This window comes from Microbacterium sp. UCD-TDU (assembly GCF_000340625.1).
Lineage (GTDB): Bacteria > Actinomycetota > Actinomycetes > Actinomycetales > Microbacteriaceae > Microbacterium > Microbacterium maritypicum.
The window spans coordinates 660,817-674,338 of record NZ_KB454446.1 but is presented as its reverse complement, the minus strand read 5'-3'; the positions used below and the strand labels follow the sequence as shown (position 1 = coordinate 674,338).

The following is a 13,522-nucleotide window of genomic DNA, read 5'->3' as shown; positions in this document are numbered from 1 at the left end:
TGCAGGCCGGGGACATCGGGGCCGTGGGCCCGGCGAAGGCGGGTGGGGGAAAGCCCTCTCCCCGACACCCGCCTCTCCGATCTCCCGCGTATCAGGCTTCCAGTGAGACCTCCTGAAGAGCGCCCTCGGCATCGATCTCGAGTGTCAGGTCGAGGTCCAGCCGCCGCAGGAACGCATCGTCATGACTCACGATGAGCACCGCGCCCCGGTACGCGCGGAGGGCCTCGACGAGCTGGTCGACCGTGTCGAGGTCGAGGTTGTTGGTCGGCTCGTCGAGCACCACGAGGTGCGGTGCGGGCTCGGCGAGCAGCAGCTTCGCCAGCGCGACGCGGAAGCGCTCGCCGCCGGAGAGGGCGGCGACCGGACGCTCCGCGGTGGCCCCGCGGATGAGGAACCGGGCGAGCCGGTTGCGCAGCTCCTTCTCCGGCACGTGCGGCGCCGCGTCGGTGATGTTCTCGAACACCGACCGCCGCTCGTCGAGGCCGTCCACCCGTTGCGGCAGGTAGCCGATCAGATCGGTGTGGGCTTCGGCGTGCAGGGCTGGCCGTACGGAACTCAGGACTTCCGCCTCGGATCCGCTTCCTTCCCGCTCCTGCGGCCTGACGGGGGTCGTTTCTCCTGAGTCGTGAACACCGGCGGCGACCAACCGCTCCAGCAGCGTGGTCTTGCCGGCACCGTTCCGGCCGATCAATGCGACACGCTCCGGCCCCTGGATCACCCAGGCCCGTTCGTGATCGCCGATCGTCGCGATACGGCGGCTGCGCGATACGTGCGGGTCGGGCAGCTCGATCTTCATCGAGGCGTCCGAGCGCACACGTCGCCCGGCCTCGTCGAGCACCGATCGCGCGGCATCCTCCTTCGCCCCGACCTCGGTGCGGAGCTTGCCCGCTGAGACCTCGGCGGCCATCTTGCGACCGTGCGCGACGATCTTCGGGACGCGCTTCTCGATCTCCGCCTTCTTCGCTGTGCGGGTGCGGTGGGCGAGCTTCACCTCGGCCTCGATCCGCTGGCGCTTCTTCTTGCGGAACGCCTGGGCGGCGGTGACCTCGGCCTGTCTCGCAGCATCCTGCTCGGCGTCCAGCCAGGCGCGCCACTGCGAATAGGGGCCACCGAACACGCTCAGCGTCTGGGCGTACAGCTCGGCGGTGTCATCCATCAGCTCGAGCAACGACAGATCGTGACTGACGACGATGAGCGTGCCCTTCCAGGCCTGCACCATCGCCGCGAGCGTGGTCCTGGCGTCGCGGTCGAGGTTGTTGGTCGGCTCGTCGAGGAGCGTGATCGGTGCACGGCGCAGGCGGATGCCGGCGATCGCGACGAGTACCGCCTCGCCGCCGGACAGCTCGCCGACCCTGCGGTCGAGGAACTCCGGAGCGAGCCCGGCCTCCGCCAGCGACGCCTCGGCGCGCGCCTCGATGTCCCAGTCGTCGCCGACCGCATCGAAGTGGGCGGGGTCGACGTCGCCCGCGCTGATCGCCCGCACGGCGTCGAGTGCCGCGGACACGCCGAGGAGCTCGGCGACGCGGCGGTCGACATCGAGGGTCAACTGCTGCGGAAGATACGCGACCTCGCCGGACGCCGTGATGACGCCCGACGTGGCTTCGAGCTCGCCTGCCATCAGCCGCAGCAGCGTGGACTTGCCCGCGCCGTTGCGACCCACGAGGCCGGTGCGTCCCGAGCCGAATGCGCCCGAGACGCCGTGGAGCGCGATCGAGCCGTCGGGCCAGGTGAAAGTGAGCCGGTCGAGCACGACCGACGGGTGAAGAGCGGTGGGGGTTGACATGAATGTCTCCTGTCGAGTGCGAGGGTGCACTGACACCGAGCCCCTACCGGGTCGTGACACGCGTCACAGGATGCGAAGGGGAGGGTCTGCCGTGGAGTCGGCGATCGTCGGGTCAGCGCGCGGGAAGAACAGCGCGGAGGCGACGGATCAGATCAAAGGACTTCCAGACACGGCGGACAGGACTCCCCGACGATACCCGGGCGTGTCGCATTCCCGCAACCCCGGGCGTGTCGGTTCGTGGCTCGGTCGTCGACGACGACGATGGGGCTAGCTCGCGGCGATCCCGTCGAGCCACTTCGTGAGGAACCGGTGCACGTCGGTGAGCTCCTCCTCGGAGATGCTGTGGGTGAGTCCGGTGTACACCCGGCCCGACAGCTCTGAGTGCGTGGGCAGCCACTGCGCGGTGTGGTCGATCAGCGCGGGTGGGATGACGTCGTCGTGCGTTCCTCGGCCCCAGAACACGTGCGGGCGCAGCTCTGCCAGGGCCTCGTCGTTCGGAAGCTCTCCTGGGGACGCATAGCCGCTCAGCGCCACCACCGCGCCGAACCGCTCGGGTGCCAGCCGCAGGGCCTGCAGCGACACCGCCGCGCCCTGCGAGAAGCCGAGCAGCGCGATCGAGGGGGCCTCGGTCGCCGCCGTGTCGAGCCAGCGCAGGAAGGATTCCGCCGCGAGGGTGACGTCCGCGGAGCTGCGCCCGTCGAGTCCCTCGATCGGATACCACGAGCGCCCTGGCATCGGCCACGGGGGTGCGAGGGGCGCAGCGACGGATGCGACGGCGATGCCCTCGGGGAGGTAGGCGACGAGTCCGAACAGGTCGTGCTCGTCGGCACCGTACCCGTGGAGCAGGACCAGCAGCGGCATCCCGCCGCGGTCGGGGGATGACCATCTGGTCGCAGTGTCGTCGATCGTCAGGTTCTCGCTCACATCGTCATCCTGCCAGGGGCGACCGACGTGCACACGGTGTCGGTTCGGGAAGGCGGCTGGTAGAAAGGACACATGGCGGTCCGCACACCTGATCCCGAGCCGGAGCCCGACGACGAAGGTCTCGGCGCTTTCCGGGAGTCGAACCCGCCCTCCCCGGATGCGAACCCCGGTTGGCTGAGCGAATTCGAGCTCGCAGAGGCGCGACGCCGTCTGCCGATGCTCTACGTCGAGGCGATTCCGGTGCGCACCGACGGCTCCGGCCAGGTGACCGAGATCGGCATCCTCCTGCGCTCCACGCCGATGGGGGAGATGACGCGCACGATCGTGTCGGGGCGCGTCCGCTTCGGGGAGACGGTGCGCGACGCCCTGTTCCGGCATGTCGAGAACGACCTCGGTCCGATGGCCTTCCCGTTGATGCCGCCGCAGCCGCTGCCCTTCACCGTCGCGGAGTACTTCCCGATGCCCGGCGTGAGCGCCTTCCATGACGACCGGCAGCACGCCGTGTCCCTGGCCTTCGTCGTGCCGGTGACCGGTACGTGCGAGCCGCGCCAGGATGCCCTGGAGGTCACCTGGTTCTCGCCGGAGGCCGCCGCATCCGATGCGGTCGCCGCCGAGATGGAGAACGGTCGCGGCACGCTCATCCGCCAGGCTCTCGCGAGCCTCGGCCTCCTGCGCTGACGCCGAGCGAAGGACACGCACCACCAGCGCAGCGTCGCGCTCCTTGGCGAGCCTCGTTCCCCGCGACGACCGGTCGGGGACCTTCGACGACCGTGGATCCGAGGTGGACTCTTGCGTCGATCCGACCAATGGGCTAAACATTAGACCATTAGTCCAATCGGCAAAAGGATGCTTCGACATGGATGCTTCGACAACGACGTCGCGCAACACGGCAACATCCCAGGAGCGCAATCTCCGCGGGAACCTCGGTGCGGTCTCCGTCACCTTCATGGTGATCGCGGCCGCAGCCCCGCTCACCGTGGTCGGCGGCCTCGTGCCGATCGGGTATCTGGTCGGCAACGGCATCGGATTCCCGGTCATGTTCCTGGTGGCGACCGTGATCCTGCTGCTCTTCTCGGTGGGACTCACCGCGATGAGCCGTTATCTGCCCAAGGCCGGCTCCTTCTTCGTGTTCGCCACCCACGGACTCGGCCGTACACCTGGCCTCGCCACCGCCTACCTCGCCCTCGTCTGCTACACCACGGTGCAGATCGCGGTGTTCTCGTACCTGGGGGCCACGATCAGCTCCAGCATCGTCCTGCTCGGTGGGCCCGAGATCCCGTGGTGGCTGCTCACCCTGGCCTCCGTCGCGCTCGTCGGGGCGCTGGGATACCGGCGGATCGAGCTCAGCTCGCGGGTGCTCGTCGTCGTGCTGCTCGCCGAGATCGGCATCGTCGTGCTGCTGGGGGTCGTGATCCTCGCCACCGGGGGTGCCGACGGGGTGACCTTCGGCTCCTTCCTGCTGCAGAACGTGCTCTCCGGCGCGCCGGCTCTCGGCCTCATGTTCGCGATCGCGAGCTTCATCGGCTTCGAGTCGACCGTCGTGTACCGCGACGAGGTGCGCATGCCCGAGCGCACGATCCCGCGCGCCACCTACGCCTCTGCGATCGTCATCGGCGTCTTCTACGCCTTCGCCGCGTGGGCCGTCGTGGTCGGCGTCGGTGAGGGGAACGTCATCGACGCCGCGGCCGCTGATCCGACCACGCTGATCACCCGCGTCACCGAGCAGTACCTCGGTCCGATCGGCTCGATCGCCGTCGCCGTGCTGTTCCTCGGGAGCATGTTCGCCGCGGTGCTGTCGCTTCACAACGTTCTGACGCGCTACCACCACGCGATGGCCAACGCGCGGGTGCTGCCGCACCGCGTGGGCGCCGTGCATACGCACCACGGGTCGCCGCACGTCGCCTCGATCGTGCAGGTGACGACCTCAGCGATCGCGATCATCGTGCTCATGCTCATCGGCTTCACACCGGAGAACATCTTCTCGTGGTTCGCCGGCATCGGCACGCTCGCGATCGTGATCCTGATGGCGGTCACCTGCCTCTCCGTCGTGGTGTACTTCGCGCGGACACGCGTGCTGCGAAGCCCGTGGCACACGGTCATCGCCCCGACGCTCGGCTTCGTCGGGCTGGCCGTCTCCGCCGTCCTCATCGCGGCGAACTTCCCGCTGCTCGTGAGCGACGTCGACGCCGAGGGGAACCCCGCCTGGGGGCCGGTCAGCATCGTCCTGGTCTCCGTGGTCGTCATCGCTCCCGTGATCGGCCTCGTGCAGGCGGCGGTGATGCGCGCCAAGGCCCCGGAGGCCTACGCCCAGATCGTGCGCCGCTTCGACGAGAACGCCTGAACCCCGGCATTCGCCCACCGCACAGAAGGATGGACATCATCAGCACACCCTCCCTGCCCCGGCCCCTGATCGGCATCTCCGGGCGACGCCTGCGCGGCGCCGCGATCGGTGCACCCCATGGTTTCGCCGATGCTCCGCTCGAGGCCTACCTCAGCGAGTACTCGACGTCGGTGCTCCGTGCCGGCGGTCTGCCGGTGCATCTGCCGATGGACGCCGACCCCTGGCAACTCGTCGCGCGACTGGACGGTGTCGTGATCGTGGGCGGAGACGACGTCGACCCGCGTCGTTACGGGCAGGCGCCCGGACCGTTCACGGCCCTGATCGATCCGCAGCGGGATGATTTCGAGGCCGGGCTCATCGAAGCCGCGATCGAGGACGGTGTGCCGCTTCTGGGCGTGTGCCGCGGTGCGCAACTGCTCAACGTCGTCCGCGGTGGCACGCTGCACGGGCACCTCGCGCACGGCGAAGGCGAGTCCCACGGCTCGTACGCCTACCCTCGTGCTCATCGCGTGCACGAGGTGCGCTTCGCCCCCGGGAGTGTGACTCACGCGCTCTACGGCGAGACCACCCGCGTCAACTCGTTCCATCACCAGGCCGTCGATGCGCCGGGAGAGGGAGTCATCGTCACCGGATGGGCGCCGGACGGTGTGGTCGAGGCAATCGAGATCGACGGTCTCCCCGTGGTCGGGGTGCAGTGGCATCCCGAGACCTTCGACGCCGATCCCGTCTTCGACTGGCTGGTCGAGCAGGCCGCCGTCCGCGCGACGCTCGACGCCGTACCCGCAACGCAGAACGTCGCCTAGGCGTCACCGAACAAGGAGAAGAAATGCGACACGCAGACAAGAACGCCTTCATCACGGGGGCAGGATCCGGGATCGGCCGCGAGACGGCACTCCGGCTCGCCCGCGAAGGAGCACGGGTGCTGGTGACCGACGTCTCCGCAGCCGGTGCGGCCGAGACCGTCCGCCTCATCGAAGCGGCCGGCGGCATCGCGCGGGCCGCGGTGGTCGACGTGCGCTCGCGGGATCAGATCCGTGCCGCCGTCGACACGGCCCGCGAAGCATGGGGCGCGCTGCACCTGCTCGTCAACAACGCCGGGGTCGTGACGGAGCACTCCTTCGAGACCCTCACCGAGGAGGCATGGGACTTCGTCTTCGACATCAACCTCAAGGGGCAGTTCCTCGTCGCGCGGGAGGTGGCACCGCTGATCGCCGAGTCCGGCGGCGGGGCGATCGTGAACCTGTCGACGGTCGAAGCCCTCGTGGTCGTGACGAGCACCGGCACCGCTCAACCGCACTACAACGCCAGCAAGGGGGGAGTGCCGATGCTCACCAAGGCCCTCGCGGTCGAGCTCGCGGCGAAGAACATCCGGGTCAACTGCGTGGCCCCCGGTCCCATCGCGACGGACTTCTTCGACTACGAGAGCGTGACGAGTCCCGAGGCGCTGGAGTTCATGAAGCAGCGACTGCTCGTTCCTCGGGTGGGCGCACCGGCAGACATCGCCTCCGCGGTCTCCTGGCTGCTCAGCGATGAGGCGTCGTGGATCGACGGCATCCAGCTCCCCGTCGATGGAGGGTGGCTGACGCGATGATCGACGACGTGCGCCTTGCTCCCGAGGAGCTCGTGGCCGCCGGCATCCGCACCGTGATCGTGGCGACTCCCGACATGCAGGGCCGGCTCGTGGGCCGGCGCATCCCGGTCGAGGGCTTCGGCCGCGTCGTCGAGAACGGTGTCGACATCTGCACCTGCGCGTGGGCGTGGGATATCGATCAGGGGCTCGAGCTGATCGACGCCAACAGATTCGCACTGTGCGGCATGCACAACGGTGTGCCGGATGTGACCCTGATCCCGGATCTGGCGACCCTGCGCCCGGCGGCCTGGCTCGAGGGCGTGGCGATCTGTCTCGCCGACCCGGTCGACGTGCTCACTCACGAGCCGATGCCGCTCTCGCCGCGGGTGCTCCTCAAGCAGGAGCTCGCGCGCATCCGCGAGCAGGGCCTGACCCCGCTCGCCGGCACCGAGCTGGAGTTCTACCTGTTCCGCAACAACCCGAGAGAGTTGCGCCGCTCGGGTTTCCGCGATCTCGATCCGACCACCCTCACCCCGTCGGACTTCATGATCCACGAGGGGAACCTCTACGAGCCGTTCTTCCAGAAGCTGCGCTCGGACCTGCGCGCCAGCGGCATCCTCGTCGAGGCCGCGCAGAGCGAGTGGGGACTCGGACAGTGGGAGATGACGTTCGAGTACGGTGATCCGCTGGAGATGGCCGACCGGCACGCGCTCTACAAGCTGGCGGTGCGCGACACGGCCGCTCGGGCCGGCATGTCGGCGACGTTCATGGCGAGGCCGCTCAACGACCAGCCGGGGTCGTCGTGCCACGTGCACGTGTCGTTCGTCGACGAGCAGGGCGCAGCCGTGTTCTGGGACGAGTCGACATCCGACCACCTGAGTGCGCGGATGCGGTCGGCGATCGCGGGGGCACTGGAGCATGCTCCCGCGCTGATGGCCTGGTACGCGCCGACCGTCAACTCCTACCGTCGCAGCAATTCGTCGGATGTGGCGGGGAGCGGACGCACGTGGGGCTTCGACAACCGCACCACCACGGTGCGCGTGGTCGGGCATTCGCCGAAGGCACTCCGGTTCGAGTTCCGGCTGCCCGGCGCCGACACCAACCCGTACTTCACCCTGACCGGGGTGCTCGCCTCCGCGCGCGACGGCATGGAGAAGCAGTCCGCGCTCGGGGAGCCCGTGACGGGAAGCGCCTACGACCTCCCCGGGGACGGTGCGATGCCGGCCGATCCTCGACAGGCGAGCGTCCTCTTCGGCGAGAGCGCCCTCGTGCGGCGGATGCTCGCCGCCGACTCCATCTCGCACCAGCAGATTCTGCTCGATCACGAGTGGGCGACCTTCATGGCCCGCGTGACCGACTGGGACCTGCACCGCTACTTCGATCGGATCTGACATGACCTATCCCGCCCTGCGCACGTGGATCGGCGGTATCGCCGAGGAGAGCCCCGACAGCGACGGCACCTGGCTGCACGACCCGAACACGGGGGAGGCCCTGGTGCCTTCCGCGTCGAGTTCGCTCTCCCAAGTCGGTCGGGCTGTGGCCGCGGCGCAGGAGGCACACGATGACCGGCGGTGGCGCGGCCTCTCACCCGAGAGTCGAGCCGAGAGGCTCGGTGTGCTCGCCGATTGGCTCGACGAGCGTGTCGAGGACATCGCCCGTCTCGACGCGCTCAACAGCGGTGTGCCGATCGCGGTCACGCAGCTCTTCGCGGGTGCGAACGGTGCCACTCTGCGCGACGCGGGGCGTCGAGCTGCCGCCGTCGGTGACGTGCGTGATCTTCCCGCGGAGCAGGGCGGTGTGCGCCTGCATCGCGTGCCGTGGGGCCCGACCGCGCTGATCCTGCCGTGGAATGCGCCCTCGGCGATGGCGGTGAAGAAGACGGCGTTCGCGCTCGCCGCGGGCGCGACCGTGATCCTCAAGCCCTCGTCGTTCTCCCCCTGGAGCGCTCAGCTCCTGCTCGAGGGGGTGCGCGCGGCCGGTATCCCCGACGGGGTGGTGGGGCTCGTGCAGGGCAGCGGCGGGATCGGGCGCGCCCTCGTGGCCGACGACCGTGTCCGCGCGATCTCGATGACCGGTTCGACGCCGACCGGCCGCGCGATCGCCGCCACGGCCTCCTCGCGCTTCGCCCGGCTGCAGTTGGAGCTGGGTTCGAACAACGCCGCCATCGTGCGGGCGGACGCCGACCTGGAGTCGACCGCGCGCGCCGTCGCCGACGGTGTGCTCAAACTGTCGGGACAGTGGTGCGAGGCGCCTCGCCGTGTGCTCATCGACAGGGCCCGCCGGGATGAGTTCGCCAGGATGCTGAGCGCGGAGTTCGAACGCCGGACGATCGGATCCAGTCTCGACCAGGCGACCGAGGTGGGACCCGTCGCCTTCGCTGCGCGTCGAGACGAGCTCTCCGCGCAGCGGGATCGGCTGGCCCGGGCCGGCGCCGAGGTGCTGCGTGTCTCGCGGGTTCCCGCACACGGGTGGTTCTTCGAGCCCACGGTCGCGGTGCTCGACGGCCCCGGTCTCGCGGAGGAGGTGTTCGGTCCCATGATCCTCGTGGGCGGGTATGACGACGAGGACGAGGCCGTGAGGCTCGCCAACACCGGCCAGGTCGGACTCGCCGGCTATGTGTTCGGCGCTGACGAGGAGGCCGCGGCCGCGGTCGGCACCCGTCTCGTCGCGGGCGAGGTCAAGGTCAACGGGACGAGCGTGCTGGACATGTCGCCGGATTCCGCGCAGAGCTTCTTCGGCGCGAGCGGTCTGGGCGGGCACGGTGACGACGATGTGCTTGACTTCTTCGTGGGGAAGCAGATCGTGGGAACCGACCGCCCTGGTCTTCCCCTCTGACCGGAGGAGCACGGATGAGCGAGCGTGACGACGCGCCGCACGACTTCTCCCGTGCCGCGCTGCAACCGGTCTCGGGCTACCAGGCCGTCGCCGGGTTCCTCCGGCGGGAGATGGCGCTCGGCCGCATCCGCCCCGGCGATCGGCTTCCCCCGGAGCGCCGGCTCGCCGAGCAGCTGGGGGTGTCGCGTGAGACGCTGCGCCAGGCGCTGCGCATCCTGGAGGGCAGCGGCCAGATCGTGATCTCCCGTGGCGCCTCCGGTGGGGCGTTCGTGCAGGACTCCGCACTCGATCCGCGACTCATCAGGGAGGAAGTGCGCACGCGCTCGGCGGAGATCGGCGAGCTCACCGAGTTCCGCTCGATCGTCGAATCGGGTGGGGCCGCTCTGGCCGCGGTCCGGCGCAGCGATGCTGACCTGGAGGCCATGAGCCAGGCGCAGCAGGACCTCGCCGCCGCCGTCACCAAGGCCGAATCGCGGATCGCGGATACCGACTTCCACATCGCGCTCGCCGAAGCCTCGGGCAACTCCTTCATCCGCGATGCGGTGGAGGAGGCCAGAGTGCGCATGTTCGAGCCGGTCGACCTGATGAGTTTCGACTTCGTGAAGGAGTCGAGCTGGCACGCGCATGAGCAGATCCTCGAGGCGGTGCGCCGCGGAGATGCCGACGCCGCAGACGCCGCGATGCGTGCGCACCTGCGCACCACGCGCGAAGAGTTCACCCGCGTCGTCGAGTCGTGACTTCCCCGGAAGCTCAGGCCGTGGTGAGGCGGGCGAGCTCGGCGACGAACGCGTCGACGTCGGCTTCCTCGGTGTCGAAGCCGCACATCCAGCGCACTTCCTTGCGCGCCGCGTCCCAGTCGTAGAAGCGGAACGAGTCGCGGAGCCGGTCGGCGACGCCGTCGGGGAGCGTGGCGAACACGCCGTTGGACTGGGTCGGCTGGGTGAATTCCACACCGCGGATGGATCCGTCGGCGATCCCGGCCTCGATCTCCGAGCGCAGGCGCGCCGCCATGGCATTGGCGTGCCGGGCGTTGCGCAGCCAGAGGTCGCCCTCCAGCAGCGCGATCAGCTGGGCGGAGACGAACCGCATCTTCGAGGAGAGCTGCATGTTGAACTTGCGCGAGTAGGTGAGCCCGTCGGCGGCTTCGGGGTTCAGCACGACGATCGCCTCGCCGAGCATGGCGCCGTTCTTGGTTCCGCCGAAGGTGAGCACGTCGACGCCGGCGTCGCGGGTGAATGCCCGCAGCGGCAGATCGAGGGCGGCGGCGGCGTTCGAGAGACGGGCGCCGTCGAGGTGCAGCTTCATGCCGCGCTCGTGCACGTGGTCGGCGATCGTGCGGATCTCCTCCGCCGTGTACAGCGTGCCGAGCTCCGTGGTCTGGGTGATCGAGACGACCAGCGGCTGTGCGCGGTGCTCGTCACCCCAGCCCCACGCCTCGAGGTCGATCAGCTCCGGGGTGAGCTTGCCGTCGTCGGTGGGGACCGTGAGCAGCTTGAAGCCGCCGATCTTCTCGGGGGCCGCAGCCTCGTCGACGTTGATGTGAGCAGTGGAGGCGGCGATCACCGCGCCCCAGCGCGGCAGCATCGACTGCAGGCCGGTCACGTTGGCGCCGGTGCCGTTGAACACCGGGAACGCCTCCACGCCGTCACCGAAGTGCTCCTGGAACACCTCCTGCAGGCGCGCGGTGTACGCGTCCTCGCCGTAGGCGCTCTGGTGGCCGCCGTTCGCCGCGGCGATCGCCGCGAGGACCTCGGGGTGGATGCCGGAGTAGTTGTCACTGGCGAAGCCCCGGATCGCGGGGTCATGCTGGATGCTCACCTCCCCAGCCTAATTGTCCGGGGGCTGTCCGCGGACCGGTGACCGCGCCTCCGACTCGGTGGGGACTTCCGAATGTCGGTGGGCGGTTCTACCCTCGAAACCATGGAGCGCACCTCAGCGAAGAGGGCTTTCGCCAACGTCCTCGTCAACACGCTCATCGCGAACGTGACGACGAGCTTCCTGTGGTTCGCGCTCACGTTCTGGGTCTACATCGAGACGCGGTCGGTGCTGGCCACGGGCATCATCGGCGGCGCCTACATGCTCTTCGTCGCGTTCTTCGCGATGGCGTTCGGCACGATCGTCGACCGCAACCGCAAGCACACCGTCATGGTGATCTCGAGCGTGATCTCCGCCGGCGCGTTCCTCGTGGCCGGAGTGCTCTACCTGTGGCAGCCCGAGGCCGCTCTCCTCGACCTGGGAGGGCCCTGGTTCTGGCTGTTCTCGGGTGTCATCCTGTTCGGCGGTGTGATCGAGCAGCTGCGCAACATCGCGCTGTCGACGACGGTCACGCTGCTCATTCCCGAAGACAAGCGCGCCAACGCCAACGGCCTGGTCGGCACGGTGCAGGGCATCGCCTTCCTGGTGACGAGCGTCTTCTCGGGGCTCTCGATCGGCTTCCTCGGCATGGGGTGGACGCTCGCGATCGCCATCGCGGCCATGGCGATCACGTTCGTGCATCTGCTGTTCGTGCGCATCCCCGAGGGAACTCCCGAACCCGACCCGAATGCCTCCAGCGCACTCGACTTCCGCGGAAGCGTGCGCGCCATCCGTCTGGCTCCCGGGCTCTTCGCGCTGATCATCTTCTCCACGTTCAACAACCTCATCGGCGGCGTCTACATGGCGTTGATGGATCCCTACGGACTGACGCTCTTCGACGCGCAGACGTGGGGCTTCGCGTTGGCGTTCGCCTCGACGGGGTTCCTGGTCGGCGGCGGGCTGGTCGCCAAGTTCGGTCTGGGCCCCAGGCCCATGCGTACGATGCTGCTCGTGGTCATCGCGATGGGGCTGCTCGGGTCGGTGTTCATGCTGCGGGAGTGGTGGCCGCTGTACGTGGTCGGCATGTGGGTCTACATGGCTCTGGTGCCGCCCGTCGAGGCCGCCGAGCAGACTGTGATCCAGAAGGTCGTGCCCTTCGAGCGGCAGGGCCGCGTCTTCGGTGTGGCTGCCGCGATGGAGGCCGCTGCCGCGCCGATCACGGCGTTCATGATCGCCCCGATCGCCGAGTTCCTGATCATTCCCTACATGAACACCGCCGAGGGGCAGCAGCAGTGGGGGTGGCTGCTCGGTGAGGGCGAGGCTCGGGGCATCGCCCTCATCTGCCTGTTCGCCGGGCTGATCATGGTCGTCGCCGCCACGCTGGCGTTCTTCACCCGGTCGTACCGCAGGCTCACCGAACTCTATGCCGAGGCTCCGGAGCAGGTGATCGAGGAGTCAGGGAACGAGAGCGCGGGCGAGACCACGGTCGCGCTCGACCGCGAGAAGGGCCATGCCGTGGCCAGGCACGCCGATGCTCCGCCCGTCGTCCCGGGGATGCCGCCCGAAACCCGATGACGGAGCAGGCGCACGAGGCCGGGATCACACCGACGGCTCAGCCCAGATCGAACACCCGGTCGTTGAGCTCGGCGGCGTCCTCGGCCCACAGTGCGACGATCCGTGCGGCCAGGGCCTCGGGATCGAGTGCCTTCGCCCGGAACACGACGGCTGCTGCGCGCAGCCGTTCTCCGGACTCGCGTGCGGCCTTGGCATAGCCCTGAGCGACGGCTCTGGTCCACGCCTCACTCGCGGCCTTGACGGCGGCATAGTTCGCCCCACCGGCCAGGGGACGTGCGACAGACGTCGACGACACGATAGCGAAGCGTCCGGCATCGGAGGCGCGCAGCGCATCGTCGAAAGCCCGGCTCGTGGCGCGAACGGCGTGCAGGGCCGGCAGCAGGGCGGCGAAGTCCTCATCGGATTGCCCGGCCAGGCCCCCGCCTCCGCGCCAGCCTCCGACCAGCGGCACCACCGCGTCCACGGGCCCGATCCGGGAAGCCAGGGCGGTCATGTCCTCGACGGAGGTCGCATCCGCGATCTCGATCTGAGCTCCGGCGTCGGCGAGCTCCTGCAGGCGCTCGACCGAGCGACCGGTGGCGATGACGCGGGCGTTCGCAGCGATCAGCGCGCGCGCGGTGGCGAGACCGGCCGCGCTGGTGGCTCCGGCGAGGACCAGGGTGCGCGTGGAAGCCGTCGAGTCGGTGTGTTCAGCCATGTC

The 13,522-nt window shown here is 69.3% G+C and carries 12 protein-coding genes; 8 read left to right on the top strand and 4 right to left on the bottom strand.

All coding sequences use genetic code 11. The annotated features are described in order from the left end of the window. Positions 1-91 precede the first annotated feature (91 nt). Together D514_RS26165 and D514_RS26160 are read right to left on the bottom strand one after the other, a co-directional pair. A complete protein-coding gene (locus D514_RS26165) occupies positions 92-1,783 on the bottom strand; it encodes an ABC-F family ATP-binding cassette domain-containing protein (RefSeq protein WP_017829273.1) in 1,692 nt (563 codons plus the stop codon). A gap of 267 nt (positions 1,784-2,050) precedes the next feature. Next, complete coding sequence (locus D514_RS26160) at positions 2,051-2,707, bottom strand: alpha/beta hydrolase (RefSeq protein ID WP_031205654.1); 657 nt, start codon at positions 2,705-2,707, stop codon at positions 2,051-2,053. Positions 2,708-2,779: 72 nt separating this feature from the next. On the opposite strand from D514_RS26160, the gene D514_RS26155 reads away from it, so the two are divergent. From D514_RS26155 to D514_RS26125, 7 genes are all read left to right on the top strand, one after another. After that, positions 2,780-3,385 carry an NUDIX hydrolase family protein gene (locus tag D514_RS26155; protein WP_017829271.1) on the top strand — a complete coding sequence of 202 codons (606 nt, stop codon included), beginning with the start codon at positions 2,780-2,782 and terminating at the stop codon, positions 3,383-3,385. Positions 3,386-3,563: 178 nt separating this feature from the next. Continuing rightward, positions 3,564-5,048, top strand: coding sequence for an APC family permease (locus tag D514_RS26150; RefSeq protein WP_017829270.1), 1,485 nt, complete (start codon positions 3,564-3,566; stop codon positions 5,046-5,048). Positions 5,049-5,077: 29 nt separating this feature from the next. Next, positions 5,078-5,851, top strand: a complete 774-nt coding sequence (locus D514_RS26145) for a gamma-glutamyl-gamma-aminobutyrate hydrolase family protein (protein WP_017829269.1) — start codon at positions 5,078-5,080, stop codon at positions 5,849-5,851. Between the two features lie 23 nt (positions 5,852-5,874). Then, positions 5,875-6,639: an SDR family NAD(P)-dependent oxidoreductase gene (locus tag D514_RS26140; protein ID WP_017829268.1), complete on the top strand. Its 765-nt coding sequence runs from the start codon at positions 5,875-5,877 to the stop codon at positions 6,637-6,639. Continuing rightward, positions 6,624-8,009 (top strand): glutamine synthetase family protein, encoded by a 1,386-nt coding sequence (locus D514_RS26135; RefSeq protein ID WP_017829267.1) that lies wholly within the window; start codon positions 6,624-6,626, stop codon positions 8,007-8,009. Before D514_RS26140 ends, D514_RS26135 begins: the two co-directional genes overlap by 16 nt. 1 nt (position 8,010) lies before the next feature. Then, on the top strand, positions 8,011-9,453 hold the full coding sequence (locus D514_RS26130) for an aldehyde dehydrogenase (RefSeq protein ID WP_017829266.1): 1,443 nt from the start codon (positions 8,011-8,013) through the stop codon (positions 9,451-9,453). A gap of 14 nt (positions 9,454-9,467) precedes the next feature. Next, positions 9,468-10,190, top strand: a complete 723-nt coding sequence (locus D514_RS26125; protein WP_017829265.1) for a FadR/GntR family transcriptional regulator — start codon at positions 9,468-9,470, stop codon at positions 10,188-10,190. Positions 10,191-10,203: 13 nt separating this feature from the next. Here D514_RS26125 and D514_RS26120 read toward each other — a convergent pair whose 3' ends face one another. Then, on the bottom strand, positions 10,204-11,271 hold the full coding sequence (locus tag D514_RS26120; protein WP_017829264.1) for a low specificity L-threonine aldolase: 1,068 nt from the start codon (positions 11,269-11,271) through the stop codon (positions 10,204-10,206). Positions 11,272-11,373: 102 nt separating this feature from the next. Between D514_RS26120 and D514_RS26115 the strand changes: the two genes are divergently transcribed. Beyond that, complete coding sequence (locus D514_RS26115) at positions 11,374-12,822, top strand: MFS transporter (protein WP_017829263.1); 1,449 nt, start codon at positions 11,374-11,376, stop codon at positions 12,820-12,822. Positions 12,823-12,859: 37 nt separating this feature from the next. On the opposite strand, the gene D514_RS26110 is transcribed toward D514_RS26115, so the two are convergent. Continuing rightward, the gene (locus D514_RS26110; RefSeq protein ID WP_017829262.1) at positions 12,860-13,519 is read right to left on the bottom strand and encodes an SDR family oxidoreductase; all 660 of its coding nucleotides are present in this window, start codon (positions 13,517-13,519) and stop codon (positions 12,860-12,862) included. Positions 13,520-13,522: the final 3 nt, after the last annotated feature.

Coding starts and splice junctions, on each gene's coding strand:
- D514_RS26115 (WP_017829263.1), top strand. CDS start 11,374: ATGGAGCGCACCTCAGCGAAGAGGGCTTTCGCCAACGTCCTCGTCAAC.
- D514_RS26140 (WP_017829268.1), top strand. CDS start 5,875: ATGCGACACGCAGACAAGAACGCCTTCATCACGGGGGCAGGATCCGGG.
- D514_RS26125 (WP_017829265.1), top strand. CDS start 9,468: ATGAGCGAGCGTGACGACGCGCCGCACGACTTCTCCCGTGCCGCGCTG.
- D514_RS26155 (WP_017829271.1), top strand. CDS start 2,780: ATGGCGGTCCGCACACCTGATCCCGAGCCGGAGCCCGACGACGAAGGT.
- D514_RS26110 (WP_017829262.1), bottom strand. CDS start 13,519: ATGGCTGAACACACCGACTCGACGGCTTCCACGCGCACCCTGGTCCTC.
- D514_RS26130 (WP_017829266.1), top strand. CDS start 8,011: ATGACCTATCCCGCCCTGCGCACGTGGATCGGCGGTATCGCCGAGGAG.
- D514_RS26165 (WP_017829273.1), bottom strand. CDS start 1,783: ATGTCAACCCCCACCGCTCTTCACCCGTCGGTCGTGCTCGACCGGCTC.
- D514_RS26145 (WP_017829269.1), top strand. CDS start 5,078: ATGGACATCATCAGCACACCCTCCCTGCCCCGGCCCCTGATCGGCATC.
- D514_RS26150 (WP_017829270.1), top strand. CDS start 3,564: ATGGATGCTTCGACAACGACGTCGCGCAACACGGCAACATCCCAGGAG.